The organism is Acinetobacter boissieri, from assembly GCF_900096955.1.
Lineage (GTDB): Bacteria > Pseudomonadota > Gammaproteobacteria > Pseudomonadales > Moraxellaceae > Acinetobacter > Acinetobacter boissieri.
Window position 1 is genome coordinate 1 of sequence record NZ_FMYL01000016.1, and the last position, 19,311, is coordinate 19,311.

The 19,311-nt window shown below is 38.7% G+C and carries 25 protein-coding genes and 1 pseudogene; 25 read left to right on the forward strand and 1 reads right to left on the reverse strand.

Going from position 1 to position 19,311, the window contains the following annotated elements:
• The 12 genes and pseudogenes from BLS38_RS12390 to BLS38_RS12445 form a co-directional block, all read left to right on the forward strand.
• A pseudogene (locus tag BLS38_RS12390) lies at positions 1 to 336 on the forward strand (helix-turn-helix domain-containing protein); the annotation flags it as partial.
• Positions 337 to 338: 2 nt separating this feature from the next.
• Positions 339 to 551: a hypothetical protein gene (locus BLS38_RS12395; protein ID WP_092750080.1), complete on the forward strand. Its 213-nt coding sequence runs from the start codon at positions 339 to 341 to the stop codon at positions 549 to 551.
• Positions 551 to 970, forward strand: a complete 420-nt coding sequence (locus tag BLS38_RS13240) for a hypothetical protein (protein WP_244518315.1) — start codon at positions 551 to 553, stop codon at positions 968 to 970. Before BLS38_RS12395 ends, BLS38_RS13240 begins: the two co-directional genes overlap by 1 nt.
• A complete protein-coding gene (locus tag BLS38_RS12405; RefSeq protein WP_092750082.1) occupies positions 967 to 1,218 on the forward strand; it encodes a hypothetical protein in 252 nt (83 codons plus the stop codon). Before BLS38_RS13240 ends, BLS38_RS12405 begins: the two co-directional genes overlap by 4 nt.
• The gene (locus BLS38_RS12410; RefSeq protein WP_092750084.1) at positions 1,211 to 1,396 is read left to right on the forward strand and encodes a hypothetical protein; all 186 of its coding nucleotides are present in this window, start codon (positions 1,211 to 1,213) and stop codon (positions 1,394 to 1,396) included. Before BLS38_RS12405 ends, BLS38_RS12410 begins: the two co-directional genes overlap by 8 nt.
• Positions 1,393 to 1,629, forward strand: coding sequence for a hypothetical protein (locus tag BLS38_RS12415; protein ID WP_092750086.1), 237 nt, complete (start codon positions 1,393 to 1,395; stop codon positions 1,627 to 1,629). Before BLS38_RS12410 ends, BLS38_RS12415 begins: the two co-directional genes overlap by 4 nt.
• Before the next feature lie 12 nt (positions 1,630 to 1,641).
• Positions 1,642 to 1,872, forward strand: a complete 231-nt coding sequence (locus BLS38_RS12420) for a hypothetical protein (RefSeq protein WP_092750088.1) — start codon at positions 1,642 to 1,644, stop codon at positions 1,870 to 1,872.
• Complete coding sequence (locus BLS38_RS12425) at positions 1,872 to 2,240, forward strand: hypothetical protein (RefSeq protein WP_092750090.1); 369 nt, start codon at positions 1,872 to 1,874, stop codon at positions 2,238 to 2,240. The genes BLS38_RS12420 and BLS38_RS12425 overlap by 1 nt, the downstream gene beginning before the upstream one ends.
• Positions 2,241 to 2,291: 51 nt before the next feature.
• The gene (locus BLS38_RS12430) at positions 2,292 to 3,320 is read left to right on the forward strand and encodes a hypothetical protein (protein WP_092750092.1); all 1,029 of its coding nucleotides are present in this window, start codon (positions 2,292 to 2,294) and stop codon (positions 3,318 to 3,320) included.
• A 314-nt stretch (positions 3,321 to 3,634) separates the two neighbouring features.
• On the forward strand, positions 3,635 to 4,321 hold the full coding sequence (locus tag BLS38_RS12435; RefSeq protein WP_092750094.1) for a RusA family crossover junction endodeoxyribonuclease: 687 nt from the start codon (positions 3,635 to 3,637) through the stop codon (positions 4,319 to 4,321).
• Between the two features lie 8 nt (positions 4,322 to 4,329).
• A complete protein-coding gene (locus BLS38_RS12440) occupies positions 4,330 to 5,034 on the forward strand; it encodes a helix-turn-helix domain-containing protein (RefSeq protein ID WP_092750096.1) in 705 nt (234 codons plus the stop codon).
• Positions 5,024 to 5,896, forward strand: a complete 873-nt coding sequence (locus BLS38_RS12445; protein WP_092750098.1) for a hypothetical protein — start codon at positions 5,024 to 5,026, stop codon at positions 5,894 to 5,896. Before BLS38_RS12440 ends, BLS38_RS12445 begins: the two co-directional genes overlap by 11 nt.
• Before the next feature lie 37 nt (positions 5,897 to 5,933).
• Here BLS38_RS12445 and BLS38_RS12450 read toward each other — a convergent pair whose 3' ends face one another.
• Positions 5,934 to 6,638 carry a haloacid dehalogenase type II gene (locus BLS38_RS12450; RefSeq protein WP_092750100.1) on the reverse strand — a complete coding sequence of 235 codons (705 nt, stop codon included), beginning with the start codon at positions 6,636 to 6,638 and terminating at the stop codon, positions 5,934 to 5,936.
• Between the two features lie 123 nt (positions 6,639 to 6,761).
• Here BLS38_RS12450 and BLS38_RS12455 point away from each other — a divergent pair, with 123 nt between their 5' ends.
• The 13 genes from BLS38_RS12455 (at position 6,762) to BLS38_RS12520 (ending at position 19,084) form a co-directional block, all read left to right on the forward strand.
• On the forward strand, positions 6,762 to 8,807 hold the full coding sequence (locus BLS38_RS12455) for a hypothetical protein (protein ID WP_092750102.1): 2,046 nt from the start codon (positions 6,762 to 6,764) through the stop codon (positions 8,805 to 8,807).
• Positions 8,804 to 9,283 carry a surface-adhesin E family protein gene (locus tag BLS38_RS12460; RefSeq protein WP_092750104.1) on the forward strand — a complete coding sequence of 160 codons (480 nt, stop codon included), beginning with the start codon at positions 8,804 to 8,806 and terminating at the stop codon, positions 9,281 to 9,283. Before BLS38_RS12455 ends, BLS38_RS12460 begins: the two co-directional genes overlap by 4 nt.
• A 169-nt stretch (positions 9,284 to 9,452) precedes the next feature.
• Positions 9,453 to 10,370 (forward strand): hypothetical protein, encoded by a 918-nt coding sequence (locus tag BLS38_RS12465; protein ID WP_092750106.1) that lies wholly within the window; start codon positions 9,453 to 9,455, stop codon positions 10,368 to 10,370.
• Positions 10,371 to 10,372: 2 nt separating this feature from the next.
• Positions 10,373 to 11,191: a hypothetical protein gene (locus BLS38_RS12470; protein WP_092750108.1), complete on the forward strand. Its 819-nt coding sequence runs from the start codon at positions 10,373 to 10,375 to the stop codon at positions 11,189 to 11,191.
• Entirely contained in the window at positions 11,191 to 11,391 is a 201-nt protein-coding gene (locus BLS38_RS12475) for a TraR/DksA C4-type zinc finger protein (RefSeq protein WP_092750110.1), read from the forward strand. The genes BLS38_RS12470 and BLS38_RS12475 overlap by 1 nt, the downstream gene beginning before the upstream one ends.
• Complete coding sequence (locus BLS38_RS12480) at positions 11,388 to 11,840, forward strand: putative barnase/colicin E5 family endoribonuclease (RefSeq protein ID WP_092750112.1); 453 nt, start codon at positions 11,388 to 11,390, stop codon at positions 11,838 to 11,840. Before BLS38_RS12475 ends, BLS38_RS12480 begins: the two co-directional genes overlap by 4 nt.
• Before the next feature lie 271 nt (positions 11,841 to 12,111).
• Positions 12,112 to 12,615, forward strand: coding sequence for a hypothetical protein (locus tag BLS38_RS12485; protein WP_092750114.1), 504 nt, complete (start codon positions 12,112 to 12,114; stop codon positions 12,613 to 12,615).
• A gap of 3 nt (positions 12,616 to 12,618) precedes the next feature.
• Entirely contained in the window at positions 12,619 to 15,189 is a 2,571-nt protein-coding gene (locus BLS38_RS13245) for a Hint domain-containing homing endonuclease (RefSeq protein WP_244518317.1), read from the forward strand.
• Positions 15,190 to 15,261: 72 nt separating this feature from the next.
• Positions 15,262 to 16,827: a phage tail-collar fiber domain-containing protein gene (locus BLS38_RS12955; protein WP_143230141.1), complete on the forward strand. Its 1,566-nt coding sequence runs from the start codon at positions 15,262 to 15,264 to the stop codon at positions 16,825 to 16,827.
• On the forward strand, positions 16,824 to 17,099 hold the full coding sequence (locus tag BLS38_RS12505) for a hypothetical protein (RefSeq protein ID WP_092750116.1): 276 nt from the start codon (positions 16,824 to 16,826) through the stop codon (positions 17,097 to 17,099). Before BLS38_RS12955 ends, BLS38_RS12505 begins: the two co-directional genes overlap by 4 nt.
• Before the next feature lies 1 nt (position 17,100).
• The gene (locus BLS38_RS12510; RefSeq protein ID WP_092750118.1) at positions 17,101 to 18,231 is read left to right on the forward strand and encodes a hypothetical protein; all 1,131 of its coding nucleotides are present in this window, start codon (positions 17,101 to 17,103) and stop codon (positions 18,229 to 18,231) included.
• A 2-nt stretch (positions 18,232 to 18,233) separates the two neighbouring features.
• Positions 18,234 to 18,776, forward strand: a complete 543-nt coding sequence (locus tag BLS38_RS12515) for a hypothetical protein (protein WP_092750120.1) — start codon at positions 18,234 to 18,236, stop codon at positions 18,774 to 18,776.
• Between the two features lie 2 nt (positions 18,777 to 18,778).
• A complete protein-coding gene (locus BLS38_RS12520) occupies positions 18,779 to 19,084 on the forward strand; it encodes a hypothetical protein (protein ID WP_092750129.1) in 306 nt (101 codons plus the stop codon).
• The last annotated feature ends 227 nt before the right edge of the window (positions 19,085 to 19,311 follow it).

Sequence of the window (19,311 nt, forward strand, 5' to 3'; positions counted from 1 at the left end):
AATACAAATTTGAGTGATGACCTGATGATTTATCACTTTGCTGACAAGCTCGTTCAAGCAGTCGCTAAGTACCGTGCACTAGAAACTCAATCACAGAACAAGACAACACCAGCTGACAAGCCAAACACGGCACAGCTTTCTGACAAACAGATTTTTATGTTTGCACAAAAGATTTCTCGTTTGCCTGAGTATGCAGGACAACACGGTCAAGTCGGTGAGAGCTATGAAGACCTAGCTAGTCGTATTGTGGACAAGATGCAAGATGCTAAGGGGCTCGAATCTATGATGCCGTATCTCAAAAAAGTGGGTTACAAGCAAAACGGCGTAGGGGTGTAGCTGTGGATGTTTATCACAAAACTCTTGAGCAAAGTTTAGTTACTCAACAACAAGAAAATGCGAAACAAGCGATTAAGTCTTTAAATGATTTTTGGTCTTTAGGTCAAATTTCAGAGCAAATTAAAACGCCGTATGCAGTCTTGGTAGACCTGATTGTGGGCATGCCAGTTGATGAAATAATACTTAGTGACGTTTTGGAAAAGTTGGGTGTGTGATGAAAGCGAATGAGTTTATTGAAAATCACGGATTGAGCGAAGCACGAAAAGCTTTTGAGCTTTGGGCAGTTAAGGAAGAATTAGATATAACGAGTGTGGATTTTTCTTCAGGCTCAATCAGAGCAACCGATAAACATGGAAACCGAATACAGTTTTGCTACGAAGAGACAGAAACTGCAACAGCTTGGGATGTATGGCAAGAACAGCAAAAGAAAATTGATGTCTTGCAGCAAGAACATGCCGAGCTACTAGCATTCAATGAAAATCTAGACCGTGAACGTAACATGCATCGAGATCAGGCGGGTAAATACCGTAAAAAAGTGGAAATGATAGCTAGTTTGTTTGTCGTACCTGGTGATGACCATGAGCTAACACTTAAAGCCATAAAGGCAATAATTGATACGGTGGGTGAGCAATGAGAGAGGTTACAGAATTTGATCTTCGTAAGGAAGAGTTCAAAGATCCAAAAATAAAACCTGATATGTTTGAATTCGATGCAGATGGTGAGCTTGTACGTAAAGACCGTTTTGAAATAGGCATGCGTAAAATATTGGGAATGTTAATTGAGCAAGGTGTGATGAATTCACGTGAGCCTTGGACAGTAGATCAGGTTGTGCAGAACCTGAAGGACCTTATTTCTAAATTGAGTGGTGATATGCATGACTGAATTTAAGGTGGGTGATTTCCTTGTCACAAAAAGACAGTTTGAAAGCAATGAATTATTCAAGGTTGATCGTGTTGGGCGTACTGGTGGAATTTATGACGATAAGTGGAGGCTTTTACATGATGAAAAATTTGAACTTGCTACATCCGAAGAAGTAGAAGCAGGAAGAAGGTTGCCATGAACACAAAATCTAAAGCCATGAGTGAATTCAAATTTGGTAACGCCGTTGTTGTGCCAAACAGTAGAGGGCAATGTATTAAACCCACTCATTTTGAAGAAGATGGCACGTACTGGTTAGTGAATAACGGGATTTGGTACTACTGGCGTGAACTGTGGGGATGGTGTGGCTATATCGGTCAAGTAAATACAGCATTTCTAGCAAGTAAACAGCCACTCAGTCAAATGTATGTGTGAGGGTAATTTAGCATGAAACGAAAAATGAAAAAACGCATCACGCAAATACTCAGACAGCAACGCAATATTGACGCAATGCGGAAAGATACGTGTAGACCAGAGGGTGCTACGCATTTTGATCCAGAGCATGAAGTGTACTACAAACAAGATGGCGAACAGTGGTCCTATTTTGAATACGTTTGGGGCAATTTATGGAAAGAAACAGACGTTAAAGTTGATTTGGTAGAAATAGGGGGGAATTAATGGCAATTAGTAGTTTAAGAATAGATAGTACAGCATGCTTACACTCTTCAAATATAGATGCACGTTTTATGAGTACTAAACAGAAAGCAAAGCACTTTTTAAAAAAGAAACAGAGTTATAAACGCCCTGACTTTGCCAGAATGATTTTAGACTTGCGTAACCTAGGTTGGTCTCATGAGAAGATAGCTTTCGTCCTTGATTTAAGTAGTTCATCTACAGTGAGTGCATGGGCAATTGGTACAAAACCCTTCTATGAGCATGGTGATATGTTTATTGAGTTGTGGAGAGACCAGACACGGTTAGATCGTTTCCCTAGAGAGGGAGAGTGGTGTTATAGATACGATATTGGGCAACTAAAATTACTTTAGTTTTTGAAAATATATTATAATCTTACTTAGTATAGTATGTGAGAATTAAGAATGTCTGAAAGTTTTAAGTATAAGAGACTGGAGATGGGGGCTGTTCTTTTTGTTTCATGGAATGAGTATAATTCACTACTACTTAGAAAGCGGTCTAGTATTGAAAGCTACAGTTTTTGTTTTTATCCATTTCCTAATAAAACTAAATTTTTCCAAAAGCAAAAGCAAAAGCAAATATTTATAGATCCTTTAGTAGAATTTTGCTTATATGCTAGAAATATTTATCCTTGGACTAATTATAGATTTAATGCTTTAGAGAGGATATCTGATTCAAAAAAAATATTTATCAATAACTTAAAATGTAAGGTGGATAATTTTTTTGAGGATAACAGTTTATTCGAAGGCTTAGAGTTAGAGCAGAAAATACCATTTAAGAGTTTTAGGCTTACATCATATATATTACCAATGCTAAGTTTAACATCAGCAGTTTTAGAAGGGACTTTAAGGGAGATTCTAGCTAAATATTTACAGAAAGAAATTGATAAATATGTTTCCGAAGGAAATAAAGAGGGTAGATATGAACATAACAACTATCAAAAAATATTAGTGGCTAAGCAATCATTTATAGAATCTCATAGTTCAATCAATAATCTTATGGCTGAATATTCCATACTATTTGGAACAAAACCTGCAGAGCTTATACCTAAAAATTTAATAAAAATTATTGAATCTATGTCTACCTTAAGGAATTTTGTAACTCATGGCACAAGTATGGTTACGACAAACATTGAGGTTCAGGAAAATCTTTATTTTAAGAGCTGGAATAAAAAGGTTAAGGATTTACAGGAAATTTTAAAAAAATACTTTGGTTCAGAAGATATATTTTTAAATTTATCTGATTATAGGTTGCCAGAATTTTATATGACTTGTTCATTGCGATATTTGGACTATATTGTTGAATCAATTAAGAACTATGATGACTCAATCATTGAAGCCTTAAAAAATATAAAAATGCTTGATGAAATGACAAAGTATAATTATAGAAGTAAGTACAATTTTAATCCTGATTTTATAGAATGGTTTGAATAAATAATCAATCAATCTAACCCTATCTCATGGCTGACTAGTTTCCACTAATTGGTGCACAGTAACTGAATTGTAGGGCTAATAAGGCTAAATAAGTTTGAGGATTATGGAGCTGCAAAGAAATTTCTTGAAAAAATGGAGAGTATGAAAACGTAATATATGCTTTTATCTAAAACTCAAAAACAAATAAGCAAAAACACCCAACAAACTTAACTAAGTTTGGATCTAAATTAGCCTTCATGCATACACAATGAGGGCTTTTTTATGTCAGAACACATCAAGATATCAAGTGATCTAATCAAACATATGGTGGCTCTATGACACGGAGCCGGGCAGATTGGTTAGCACATTTACGTACACGAAAAAATCATTTTGGTACTAATCACGACTTAGATTCAATATTGAAAAAACCATCAAAATCCAAAAAGGCGGAAGGCGTTAAAGTTATACCAAAACTCAGGTTAAACTATACTACTGAACAGTTAGGGCCAGATACTCACTATATATCGGAGTACGGCCATATTATTGTTGGTAAAAAACATATTGCTGTAAAAATGCCTTATGGACTAAGTGCAAATGAAATTTGGAGAGCCACGATAGACAAAAAAACAGAAATGCAGCGTAATTCATTATCTTTACCTGCTCGTAACTACAAAAAATCCGTCAGTAATATATATACAGACTTTATTGAAAAAATTGGGTTAGAGAAAATCACAACAGCCTGTGAAGTCAGAATCATTGCTCAACCCCCTTTGAAACCTAGAAACTACACCGCACAAAGCTATCCACGTTTTGATATAGATAACTACCCTAAGTTGATCATAGATGCGCTCAAGGGCATTTTGTTTACTGATGATAAGTTATTTATATCAGAACAAATCATACTTGCAGAGCCAATCCCTGATGGCTGTGTATGGGTATCTTGTATCTTTAAAAACACAGAACAATCGGATTGGTTAAAACGCCGTGTAAATTTTCAATGGCTTGCTGGCGATATAACGTGAGGTGTTAAATGTATTCTTTAGAAGAAAGTAAAAGCATAGAGAAAAAACAACCACACGTAGATCGGAAAGTGCTCATTGGTCGTAGATTAGCTAAGGCACGTATCTTGGTCAAATTATCACAAGCAGAAGTGATGAGCCGTGTTTTTTCAGTCTCTACCAGTACAAAAAGAGCGAATCGAATTTCAGAAATTGAAAATGGCCATAAAATTCCCGATGCTGAGATTTTACAAAAGTTATGCTTGCTATACGGCGTTTCTGCAGATTGGGTGCTTGGGTTTACTATAGAACCTGAGTTTGACAATAACTCATCAAGAGTAGGTCTTTTACTCAACGGCGTACATGAAATTACAGCAACGATGGTTCAGCAAATCAGCCAAACAGTTGCACAGGTGAGTGCAAACTATATTGGGCAATTGCCTAAGTCATGTTATTTGGAGCTATTAGACAGAGCAAAAATATTAATCGCTCATCACCAAGGCGAAATTACCGATGATATAGCGAATCTTATGGCATGTGTACGCGAGTGTGAGGTTTTACTTGCTAGAGAGCAACAGGGGCATTACAAACAACTCGATCATATGGCTGAGCGTGATACCAAGGCTTGGCAAGAAATATTAATGCTAGATGTTTTGCAGGTTGAGCAAAAAAGAAAAATACTGCCACCGACTTTGAGAAACCTAGACTTGTTTAGTGGTGGTTTTAATGAGCGTTAAAGCCACAGGGTACCCAGATGAAGTCTGGGCATTCTTACGTTTGGCATGGGAAAATACGCCTAAAATCACTTGGGCGGCCCTGGCTCAAAAAGCTCAAGATGAATTAGGTATTGATGTACCTAGTTCATCAGTGATTTGTCGCCGTTCAAAGGCTGAAAATTGGCAAAAAACTGTCAAAAAAGCAGTTAAGAAATCGAATAAATCTATATCTCATCAGACTGTCAAAAAAACCATAAAATCTGTGTCAAAAAAGCAGGGTAGTCGTGTCAAAAATGACACTAATACTGCAGAAAGTGAAAGTACTGAAAACGACATAGAAAATCATGAAAAATCAGATACTCAGTATGTCAAAAATGATGTCAAATTAGTAAAATTTGACAGTCAAAATGAGCAAGCAAGAGAAAAATATAAACACTCAGAGTTGACGGCGTTAAAAGTCGTCAAAAAGACCAGGAATAACCTTGCTAAGCTCAGTGATTTTGCACGAGATACTTTGGACAGTTTGACTCATGTTCGTGATGAGTTACAGAACATGGATCTTAAAACTGCAACAGATGATGAATTACAGGCCATTAAGTTTAAGATGGGCATTACCTCTCAAATGATTGAGCAAAACTTAAAGCAAAGTATTACTTTGAGCAATCTTGCTAAATCAGAAGCGATGTTTTGGGGCCTAGAATTTGATGAGCTAAAAGATAAGCAAGAGCAACAGGCTAGACGTACAGCGGTAATGAATGCATCTAACGATAAATTGGAACAGGCTAAGTTAGAGATGGAGCGAACCAAAAAAGCACAGTTCCTAAAACAGCTTGAGATTATAGAAATGGCGCGTGACATCGAGCAAAGTGGTGGAGATGTTTAATGTCTAGCACTTGGCTTGAATTTAATGAGTATGGAACTTACTTACTCAGTTTGTCTACTAAGTCTAATAAATCAGATGCATGCAGGTCATTATCTATACATGGGGAAACATTATTTTTAATTGTTGTACCAAGTTCTAATGGTCTTTCAATATAGGCGGTTCTTAATCCACAAGATCTGGCCGCAGCTAAATCACTATGATGTGCTGCAACCATTAAAATTTCGTTAGGTTTTACATCTAATAGTTCTGCTACACCCAGATATGTTTTTGGTGAGGGTTTATAAGCGTAAAAATTCTCTGCTGAAAATATATAATCCCAAGGGAGGTTTGAATATTTAGCAAGGTCAACGAGTAATCTAATATTTCCATTAGATAGCGTACAAATAATGTATTTATCTTTTAATTTGTTTAGCCCCTGTACCGTATCAGCCCAAGGACATAATCGGTGCCATATTAAATTTAAATCACTTTTTTGTTTCTCAGATAGATGCAAAATATTATATTTTATAAGTAATTCTTCGAGTATCAATCGATGTATTACGTCAACAGAAACACAATTCATTTCTCCCGTAAGTGTTTTATCCATAGCTGGTCTATACCCAGCTCTCCAATCTAGAGCAAACTGATTCGCATCAACCTGTATTTTCATTCTATTTAGTTCTGCAACAATAGATGAATGCCAATCAACGACCGTCCCAAAAATATCAAAAGCCAGTACTTTTATGTTATTTAAATTTTTCATCATAATTCCTATAAATAATTGTTATCCGTATAGTTAGTCTTTGCTAAATTATCATTTGGAACAAGCCCAAAATTACGCCGTGTGTTGCCTTAGTCTAGAGTAATAGTTCATAGAGCAACAGTAATGGCAGATACAATTTTAGTTTACGATGGGCAAGGTTTTTTAGTAGGTGAAAAACTTGCAGAAAAAACCACGGCGCTGGATGATCATGTTCAAGAAATACTGAAGATATTAAAAAATGAAGCAATCCGACAGATCGATGAATATAGAATATCTAACTATCAACGCTCAATTTACGAAGCAACTCAGACTCAAAATTTTACTGAAATCGTCAAACAATTAAAAAATATAAGTGATAACAAAAGTACATCATCACAAGTCCATCGTGATCAAAATAGCACACTCCCAAATCATGACCAATCTCGTGAAACAGTAGGTACACGGCGTACAGAGGATCCAGTAGATCGTATAAATGAACCACCTAAGACAGGCGAGGAAAATCAAGATCGTAAACGTGATAGCCAAGGTCGATTTATTGGTGGAAAAGCAGAGCAAGTCTCCAACTTTAGCCAACTTATTGGTCGTTTAGGTCAGGCTGTCAATGGTATTGGTCATGCACCTGGTGGCATTGATCCAAGTTTAGACGCAATTAATGAGTTGAGTACAGTCGTTTCTCCCGTAAAACGCATGGTTGGCTTTATGTTTAAGCCACTGTCAGGCTTTGCCAAAATGCGTAAACGATCTGAACCTTTACCAAAAGAAGAAACAGAGCATAATCGTAAGCAGATACGAGTACTTAATAAAATCGCTGATGCCATACAAAAATCTAAATCAAATGGGCTATTGAGTAGCATACTTGGTAGTCGAGTTGGAGGAGGGTTGTTTGGTTTACTTGGTAAAGGCGGGAAAGGGTTAGGTAAGTTATTAAAATTGGGTAAAGGGATTCCTTTTCTGGGTACTGCACTGACAGCATTATCTTTCTCAGATTGGAAAACACAGTCTACAGCAGAAAAAGGCAGTACAGTAGGTAGCGCCGTGGGTGGTGTCGCAGGTGCTGCATTAGGTTCGGTACTTGGCCCAGTAGGTACAGTCGCCGGTGGTGTTATTGGTTCATGGGCTGGAGACAAGCTTGGTGGTATTGTTGCGCCATATGTCAGCAGTTGGACTGATGATCTGAAAAAAGCAGATATACCTAAAAAAATGATGGATAAATGGTATGGCCTAGTTGAGAAATTAGGACAAGCCTTTACAGTTGGTAAAGAGGTTGCATCGCTATTTGTGCCACAGGCTGTTAAAAATGGCTATAACTACTTAACAGGTAATTCAGCAGATACGAATAAGATTGTCTCTACGGGTGGTAATTATGACAACCCTGTAAGCGTAGGTAGTACAGGCGAAAAAGGCGTAAAGCGTATTATTGTTGCAAAAAATGGCGCTTCAAATACCTTGGAGCTAAATGATGGTTCTATTGTTAAACGCACAGGTGCACGGAATTGGAGAAATAACAATCCTGGTAATATTATGGGGGGTAAGTTTGCAAAATCACAAGGAGCGATCGGTTCCGATGGTCGCTTTGCGATTTTCCCAGATTATGAGACAGGACGTAAAGCCAAGAAAAAACTATTGTTTGATACAGATAGTTATAAAAACTTAGACTTAATGGGTGCGATTCATAGATATGCACCACCGAAAGAAAATGATACTGCTCGATATCAGCGAAATGCGTTAAAAGCAGTCGGTGGCCAAAATAAACGTATGTCTGACTATACAGAAGATGAGCGTATAAAATTATTAAATGCGATACAAAAAGAAGAGGGTTTTAGTGCTGGTATTACTACAGTCTTGAAAGAATCAGCAACTCTAAGCCCGCTACTTAAATCATCATTAAAACAAACGACAGATAATCCATCACTAGCAAAAACAATTTTTGGTACAAATACAGTGCAGCCACTGGCTAAAATGATTATGCCGAATACCCAACAAGCTAATGGGTTAAATACATCAACATCTACCAATAATATACCGCGTATTGTTGCTGCTAAACAGCCGAACAATACGCCTGATCCACAGAAAGTATTGGTGGTAAATCAGTCTAATGATAGTATCAATCAAAATATAAGCGATAGAGCACTTGCTCACGCAATTACTGGGGGGTTAGGAAAAAAATGAAAAAATTAGTTATGTTATGTGGTTTATCTTTAATAGGGATCCACGCAACATTTGCTTATACACCACAATTGGTGTTACTTGGTCAGTCAAATATTGGAAAATATTATTTAGATAATAATTCAATTAAAACGATCAGTAGTACTAAAAAACAAGTCGTTATTTACGAAAAGTTTAGTCGGCCAGTGACTTTTGATAGAGATGAGCCGTATCAATCAGATATTAAATATCATGTTTTTGATTGTAGAACCGCAGAAGTGGCGAGCTATCGGGGTGAGTACTATAAAGGTCTCACTTCTAATACAGAGTCTATTGGTCAGTTTAATCATGCAAGATACATAAATGGCGATACGGGAGATGTTGGTTTTAGCTATAAAGCCTTAGAGTTCTTATCTATAGATGACTTAAAACGACAGGGTGTAGATACGATTGATATTACGCCGTACTACCTTGAAGCATTTAAATTTGTGTGTAAATGAGATAGATAACTTTAGGTCGGGGAGGATGTCAAACTTTACACCTACACCTACACCTACACCTACATCTTGAGCATAGCTGGTTGTCTCATTCCAAAAATGGAACACCCGTAAAACACTATAATAAAACCCATCAAAATAGCCTTAATTGAAATGATTAAGGCTATTTTTTATGGCATCTTCACAAAAAGGTAGAAAAACCAAGCCATTAAAGTACAACTTGCACGATCGATGTCGAAGTTATACAGGAATAGATCGCTCAAATGTAGACTTCATGAGCATGATCAATCTGATTAACCATCAAGCAACACAAGAAATGGTCGAGTCTGGGCAAATGCTTGGCTTTTATGGTCATCAAGTCCGACAGCGTTTTGGTATGACACCACCTGAGTCAGTACCTATTGATGGCAAAATGGTGTATTTAGAGCCGGCATTTAAAACCATAGCCCTAACAGCAGATAGAGATGGGAATGTAACGCATCAAGCCGAGTTTTTAAATAATGATAGTGGTGAATTTGCACGGCGTCAGTATCTTGCCAAAGTGGGTGGGTTTAGCACAGCTGTGAATTATAAACGCTGTAATACCCAACTGATTCCAAGTGGTTTTTTTGGTTTTGATTATGTCACTCAACCTAACTACACCAGTAATGTGGGTGATGGCCAGTTATTTGATGGTTTATATATACCAGAAAGACTCGATAGCCAAGAATTTGCATGTTTTGATAGTGCAACTGCGATAGAAACATTAGATGCATCACAACGTACAATCGCACAACTACTTGAACAGCAAATCGTATCGCAGTTTGACAGCGTACATAGTCAAATGGCTTTGAGCCAATATAACGATGCGGCTAATACAGAAATTCACCATCTACATCATTTACTTCAAAAACAAACCCGAAAACAAGACCTGCAAGCACGGCGTACTCAAGAACGGGCATTAAATATGGTTGCTGACGTCCGTTCTTTTGATAGCGTGCTCAGTGAAGCAGAAGAGTACATGTTGCAAATGGAAGAGATGCAGCGTTCACAAGATGATGATGAACAACCACCACATCGTAAGGGCTTCTTTGGTTTTAAGGGGTGGTAAACATGGATATACCGTACAACCCAATCAAAGCCATACAAGATGCATGGGTCAAAATATTACTTGATTTTAGGGCCTGGTATTTTCCTGAAACCAAACAAACCCAAGAGTGGAAGTTTAGAGCCGTTAATCAAGCGATACGTTCATGTCAATCACGTTTGATTGATGATGCTGAAGCCATGCTTGTTGCATTTCGAAAAAACATCAATACACCTGAACAAAAGCAAGGGGAAACGGCAGCAATGCCGGTGTTACTTACAGCGATTGCCGCCGTGGATATGCCACCTGACATTGGGCAGTTATTGGGCGTTCCTTACAGTATTGATGTCATGATTGATGACCAGATTGCCAAAATGCGTGTTAATCCAACCACTGTACGAGCACAAATCGCATTTTTTGCCACCAATCCACATGATGCGCGGTCTATTGCAAGCCAGTTTTGTACCTACCTTAATGATGATGCCAAGCGAAAAATAGATGTGTCATTTCAAGTAGGAAAGCAGACGTCTAAGCCATTTAAATTTGTTGTATTTGACAACAGTCTTATGCCAAGTGCTATTCCAAGCGAAGCAGTCAATCTCAGTGTATTTACGGTTGACGTGCACTTATCTGGCTTTGTACCACAAGTCTTTGGGCTAGGCTTAAGTGGTGAGCACTGTGTTAATCATGGATTTGATGCGCAAGGCATACCGATCTGCGCCGTTGATGATGACTCAGATAAGGTTGTGATCCAAGCCGATCAATTTGATGTCAGACACAGTCGAGTGAAAGCAGACCGTGAAACAGGAAGTATTACCGTAGAAACAATAAAGGATAGAAAATAATGGCAGATTTAGCAGATATGGCAAATGATTTTCAAGAGTCGATATTAAGTCAAACGTTAAACCAGCGTGTGGTGTTTAGTGATGAATCAGAACATGAATGTTTAGCATGTGGTGATGAAATCCCAAAGCAACGATTAAAGCTCGGTGGCGTGAAATACTGCATTGAGTGTCAATCTGAAATAGAGCGTAAAGCACGATGAATATGATTATAGCGTGCTTTGATGCTATTGCCTCATCAAATCAAATGCCAAAAAAACTTGAGGATAATATTGCTCGTGGTCGTGCAGCGATGCGTACAGTGTTAAAAACACGTCAAGATTTTCAGCATGCGATGTATCGACATGATTTAGGTTGGATTGATTTTGTATGGGGTGATGTGGGGATAGTTCGCCCGAATGGTAAAACCAAAGGGGGTAAAGGCATTGCTCATATTATTGAAGCTCGTATGCGTAAAGATGCATATTCAAAGATGGGGGCACATGCGTTGTTATATCGCCTCGTGACGACGATTGCGAGGGGTAAAGTATTGAGGTCTTTTGAACATAAACTATCTAAACAGACTGTGCTGGAATATCAAGGCTATGAAGTGACCTTGGTTAAAACGACGGATAACGAATGGTTGTTATCGGGTTGGAAAGTATTTGATTAAAAGAGGATTAGGTCGTTGGTGTTGATAGTTACACTGATGGGATTTCTACCACTATGCACAATATGCCTACACCTCGACGTCATACTGTGGGAGCAACGACCTTATGACTGATTGTATATAAATGCAGCATAAGGTTCAAGAGGGCCGTTGATGTAGATAGTTACACTCATGGGATTTCTACCACTACGCACAATATGCCTACACCTCGACGTCATACTGTGGGAGCAAAGGCCCTGCTTTTCTAGCCTAACCCAAGCAAAAGGATTGTCAAGTGAATGATATTGTCAGAATAGATGCCAGAGTAGTTGGCTTTTCGCCTGAACCTAAGCGGATTTTAAGTGTCTGTTTTAGAGAAACCGGGGAAATATTGGTACAAAAGGAAGTCGCCTTTTCATCTAACGCCGTTGAAAAACAATACCAAGCCAATACTATTGTGGTCACGGATGCCCCTGAGCTGATTGCAGACTGGCAAATGTCTTTCGATGCAAAAACACACTTAGACCAAGTCATCTCTATGTACCAATTGCGTATGCGTTCACGGCGTGTGGAAATTGAAAATGCTTTAAGACGATATGATCCAAGTAATATCTTGCAAATTAGAAAAATAGATAAAAACGGAATACAGCAAGAATTTGACTCAAGTGCATTGGACAATGGTCATTTAGCGGTGTTGCTGAGTGTGTGGGCCAGTAGTGAAATTGCATTGAATTATAGCTGTATTACGCCTGATACACACATGGATATAGACACCACACTTTTACCAAGAAGTTTTTAATCTATGGCCCTACAACCCTTAAAAGAAATCCCTGAGTGGTGGGAGCTATGTACCAAGTATCGTTATGATATATACGCTTTTGCAGTTGAAGCACTTGGCATTAAGCCCACATGGCAACAAGAATTATTATTTAGATCGATTGCTTTTGATGGTAGTCGAACCAGTGTTGCATCTGGTCATGGCTGTTTTGGCATTGATACTCCAATTATGTTGAGTACGGGTGATGTTAAACCAGTACAAGATATTACTGTGGGTGATCGACTCATGGGTGATGATGGGCAAAGCTATCGTAATGTTTTGGAGTTACGCCGTGGTTCTGAACAGATGTATCGGTTTACTTATGCTGATGGTTCAAGTCATATCTTTAACGAAAGCCATATATTGTGTTTGGTAGCAACAAATACAAAAGGTCGAAGAAAAACAGGGGATCGTGTGACTGTAACTGTTCGTGATTGGTTGCAATGGGGAGCAGATAAAAAACGGTGTCATGCAATATATCGTTCAAAAATCACTACGTATGAAACACAGCTAACAACATTACCGATTGACCCGTACATTTTGGGAGTATGGCTTGGTGATGGTTCATCATATTCAACACGACTATATAGTGAAGATAAGGAAGTTATAGATGCTTGGAAAAAATATGCTGATGACATTGGGTGTTTGTGTGTTGAACATAATTCTAGCAGTTGTGGTAATGCTAGTTGTTTTGCTATATCTAAAGGTAAACTATTAAAAAATCCATTTTTAAATCAGTTGAAGACATTAAAGCTATTGAATAATAAACATATTCCAGCATGTTATATGACTGCAAGTATTGAAGATAGACTGAGTCTATTAGCTGGGTTGATTGATACTGATGGAAGTCTTGATGGGTGTAGTTATGACTTTATTCAGAAGAATAAAATACTTGCGGAACAGGTATTATTTTTGGCTCGGTCTGTTGGGTGCCATGCTACACTAAAAAAAGTGATTAAAACATGCGGAAATAATGGCGTTAAAGGGACTTATTTTAGGCTTACGATTGGTCGAAATATTGATATTATTCCTGTCAGAATTGAGCGTAAAAAACGTCCTAATCTTTCACACCAACGTAGAAATTTACACTTTTCAATTAAAGCTGTTGAATCCTTAGGTGTAGGGCACTATTACGGCTTTGTATTAGATGGAAATAGTCAATTTTTAGGTGGTGACTTTACTGTTTTGCATAATACGGGCAAGACGGCGTCGGCAGGAATTGTGGCCTTGTGGCATTTATTATTCTTTGATGAGTCGATCATGATGTTTACTGCACCACAAATTGGGCAGTTAAAAAAACAAGTTTGGAAAGAAATTAGTATTAACTTAGAACGCCTAAGAAATGGCAGTTTGGCATGGCTTGCCGAGTATGTTGGCTATCAATCCGAAATGGTTTACATCAAGGGTTATAAAGAAAAATGGTATGTTTTTGCGAAAACAGCGCCCAAACATCAACCCACAAATATTGCCGGTAACCACGGCGACAATTATATGGTTTGGGGTGATGAAGCCTGTGGTATATCTGATGAAGTCTGGGACGTGGTATTAGGGGCATTGACACACCAAGATAACAGAGCCGTGATGACTTCACAGCCTGCAAAGAGTTCGGGTATGTTTTACGATACCCATCATCGCTTAAGCCATCGAGTAGGCGGTGCCTGGGTATCCTTGGTATTCAACGGTGAAGAATCACCTATTGTGAGTATGGCCTCTATTCGTGAGCAATTACTCAAGTATGGTAGCCGTGATGATCCGCAATACCAAATCCGTGTTTTAGGTCGCTTCCCAGATCGGTTAGATGAATTTTTGGTGTCGATGCGTCAAGCTGAAGATGCTTATGTTGGTTCATGTATTTTCGATGATAAAGAGCATAGAGATTATGGATATGTCATCACTGTTGATGTGGGCGGTGGTGTTGGTCGTGATGATTCTGTGATTGCTGTATCTAAAGTATGGGGTGAGGCACAGTGGGGAGATCGTGCACGCCGTGTTGAGGTGATCGATATCCCATTATGTAAAAATAAAGATGATATCGACGAACTATACGGCGTCATTACTCATCTATTGGATTGTTATTCCAATGCCACACTGGTCGTTGATGATAATGGTGCAGGTAAAGGCCTAGGACAAAAGCTCAAAAATAATGGCTATCACTACACGCCCGTCTATTGGGGCGGTGCATGTTTCAATAATGAAAATCGAAAACAGTATTTTAATAAGCGTGCACAAGCGTATGTTTGTTTTTCTCGTGCAGTCGCTCAAGGGCGTTTTAAACTGAAAGTGAAGAAGTTTGCTACCAAATTTAAAGATCAAATCATTCATATCCCATACTCATTTGATGATCAAAGTCGTTACAAGATCATGAGTAAAGATGAAATGCGTAAACAGGGCATTAAATCACCCGATTTAGGTGATGCATTCGCTTTCTTATTTTTAGAAAATGTGCATTATGCAGAAGCTTATGAAAGTACACATCATGTGACTGAAGAACAGCAAGAAGAACAGGCGAAAGAAGGTCGATTCTCACGGCTTAGAGAGGCAGGTAAAGCCCTATAATTGGAACACCATCAAAAACCAATCAGGGTCTGTTATACGCTATCTGTATTACGTGCTTTGAGTCTTTTTAGAATGTCATTACAGTTTTATATTACCAGTGCCGGCAAGGATGCAGCACTGAATGCAGATCTTTTGAGTGTCAATATACAGCTTACAAAAATTGTAGTAGGGGTTGGCAAGTATGATGCATCTCAGACCGCAAAAACACTCACGGCGTTACAACAGCCTTTGGCCTCTTTTCCTCTCAATGGTGGTTCTGTCAATCAGGCGACTTTGCGTTTGATTGCGAGTATTGACTCAACGATTACATCTGACATTTTTGAAATTGGTTTAATGACAGATACCGGAGTGCTTTTTGCAGTGGCATCACAGCAGAATGATCCTATTTTAAAGTTAGTTTCAGGTATTACCACAGTATTGACGCTAGGTATTGTATTAAGTGATTTAGAAAAAAGTCATGTTCAGGTTAGTGTAGATGCCAATAGCCCAATGGCTGTCACCCTAATGAACCAGCATCTTGCACATGGTAATCCACACCCACAATATGCACTTATTTCAGCATTAAATGTGCTTATAGATGCTTATGCATTAGATACTGATCTTTCACAAGCAGTAGATTATTTATCTGGGTTACTTACTCAGCATAAAAGTGCAAAAAACCCGCATCCTCAGTACTTACTTGCCAGTACGTTCGGAGTTAATCTACCCATGACTGCCAGTGTAGATACAAAAATTGTAGATACCAATCGTGTATATGGTTGGGATGGTATAGGAGGTGATACCAACTTTGCTGTCGGCGGCGTGCGTTGGTGGAATAGCAAATCAGGTACATTTACATTTAAGCCATGGCGCTCATACGGTCAATTCTTACTGTATTTCGACTTTCAGCCTCAAGGAAGCGGTAATGTTTACGTGAAAACCTTCAGTCAAGATGGCACACTTATCAGTGAGAATAAAGTGAGAACATACAATGCTGCAGGCTACGATCTTAAAGAAACGCCATTAAAGTATGTGTTTGAATTGCCTCAAGGGGGATATGCTGAGATTGCCTATGATCTATCTGTGTGGAATAAGAGTTATGGCGATGGAAGTGGCTCAATTTATGTGAATGATCGACCAAAGAGTTTTTCACCCGTGGGTTATACATCAACAGTAGACTCTTCAAATCAAAGCGGTATTGAAAACCAAGAACAAGTTGAAGGTTATTCAATCTATCCAGCGTATCAATGGTTTTACTATAGCGATAGTTTAAAAAACTATGTGCAGCTTAGCGATTTATCTACTTTTGATAAACCTGTGAAAAATGTACCGCATTATCATCGTGATCATATCGCGGATCAGAAAAATAAAGAATTGTGGGCTGTGGTTGAAGTGGCAAGACAAACAATAGCCTTACCAAGTAGTGATTACACGGCAGTGAGTACTCAAGTGGTACGAGCAGCCACGGACAGTAGCGGTGATGTGGTGCTTGGTATTCCATTCGAAATGCGAACTGTTGCAACGCCGAATAATGAAACATTGGTGTATAGCGTGGCGTATTACGCAACTGAAGTCACAAAAACAACAAAAGATAGCAGTTTCCCAGAAAATAGCTTAACAGGAAAACGCAGTATTTATGTGAATCGGACAGCGTCATGATCAATGCGTATCGTAATGCGATAAGAGCCCATATAGAGCAAGTAAAAGCCAGAAACCAGCGTCATCGACTGCTTATATGGGATATTCAGCTTGATGAAGCGAAAGACCCAACCTTATTGAGTTTTCGAGCGTATGGCTCTCGTGATTATGTTGATGTGGTGATGGTGGCAAGTGGTGTGAGTGGAATTTGGGAGCAATTACCACTCAAACGAATTGCTTTACCGTTGCTTGTTGATATTCAAGCCTTGAAAAATACCTATTTAGGGGGCTGAGATGGCAGGATTTTCACCTGATGATCTACAACAGATCCATAAACAGCTGAATCAACGTGTTGAGAAAGGCAGTATAGCCCGAGAAGCAAACCGTATATTTAGATCCAATGATAAGCAACGCCAACAATCGGGCATAGAGGATCATCGAAATGCTACTGCAGTCTTTTTACGTCCTCAAGATATCGAAAAAGGTGTGCAGTATGATATTGAGAAGGTATTTAAAACAACGTTAGGTGGTGAATTACGCCGTTTGAATCAGCAAGATTTAATTGCCTTTCAAAAGAACATTGAGCTATTGCAAGACCACTATGTTAAAGGCATTACTGCAAAGCAAATCATTAATCTGGCATTACCGATTGATATTGAACGAGCCAATACACAAATCTTGATGGCTATTCCTGTGCGTCAAAAGGCAGGTATGGTTCATTTTCTTACCAATGCAAGTAAAGACAGTGATGTCAAAGAGCATCATGTCAATGTGGTGTTTTCTAATTACCGAAACTTAATGCTTTCACCAAAACCTATGACTGAACAGGATGTGAAGCGACACTTGAATTACGGTAAATTGAAATTTGAGTGTGATTGTGGCCGTCATACGTATTGGTATCAATACATGGCCAGTATTGGCGGTTATGGTTGTGGAAGGATAGAAGAAGGTTACCCAAAGATCCGTAATCCTGAGCTTTCAGGTGTTGCATGCAAGCATGTGTTACGTGTGATGCGATATATTTTGAGTCCACTGGGTATGAATTACCTGGTGAAACAATTACGAAAAGACCGAAGTCAGCAAGCCAATATAAAGCGTAATGAAAGCAGTAAAGCCTTGAGTCGGGGGTTAGAGCAACAGGTACAAGCATTTGAAAAGAACACGAATACACAGATTGTGAAGAATGAGCGTAAGGCGATTCAAGAGCTTGCACGGCGTTCACAGCGTGTAGCACAAGATCGACAAAAAGAGATTGCACGAAGCCATCGCCAAAACATGAGACGTATTGCTAAAGAACAAGGCCAGCAAGCGGCTGAAAAATTAGTGAAACAACAGCAGATACAAGATGTACAAAAGCTACAGCAGTTGTTACGGCTTGGCTTGATCGATCAGGCTCAATTTAACCGATTTAAACAAGGACTTTAGGCATGCTTAATACTGCAGTCAACCGTGTGGCTGGTGGTCGTCGACTTGCCACACGACGTATCGTGATGAATACCTTGGCCACTGTACCAAGCCAGATATGGCGTAAGCATGTGGAGTATTCAAACGCTCAAGATGAAGCCACCCCAAACAGTGCATTGTCTTTTGAGGCACTGGCAGTATCGGCACAAGATGAACCCAATTATCGTTATGAGCATTTGGGGTATGCTTATGTTCTCATAGATCACTTTAATGGTGGTTATGTTCATAAGAACCAAAGTTTTATCAATCCGAGTGACTTAAGCATTACTGCACAAATTGAGCCTTATGATGAAAATTTAGTGACTCAACTTGAGCAGATATCCAATATTCCTGATGTGGTATTGAAAGAGGGTGATTTGTTGGGGTTGATGATTTACCAAGATTTTATGCTCTGGTTTGAAATTGTTGGTCAGACCGGGCAAACCATGATGGCAGATTTTGGAATGAAGTACATTTTGAATCGCCGTGACGATTTACAATTTGAACCAATTACAAGTGAGAAATGAATATGGCTTATTTAGTCTTTAATGCAAGAAATAAGAAACAAGGTGATATAGAAGTGGTGTCAGAATGTGCATCCTATACTGCCAACTATCAAGTGATTGGCAATGGCGAAGTGGAGTTTAGTGGGTCAAATGTACCGCTAGATTTGCTTGATCCGAATGATGATGCACATTGGATACCAATTTTAACCCTAAAAGCTGATGTGCCTGATACTGAGCCATTTAGACAACATACATGGAATAGTTTGCGTTATAAGGTATTGAGTGGGGAAAGGATAGGTGTTTTTGTGGCAGTGGGGGTGGGGAGTTAGTTTGATTCAACATTTAACGAGTGAGTAAGGATACACAAGTATTTAGGCTGATTGGTTGTATAAAGTTTCAATATTCTTAGCATATAGAATAAATAGTTGTAGACTGCAAAATACAATTAAAATACACTTTGCATCAACTTAAATACACAAAGTGCATTATGTATCACACTATAGACACCCTGCTCGAAAAACTCGGTATTGGGGCGAAAAATCGTGCTATACACATA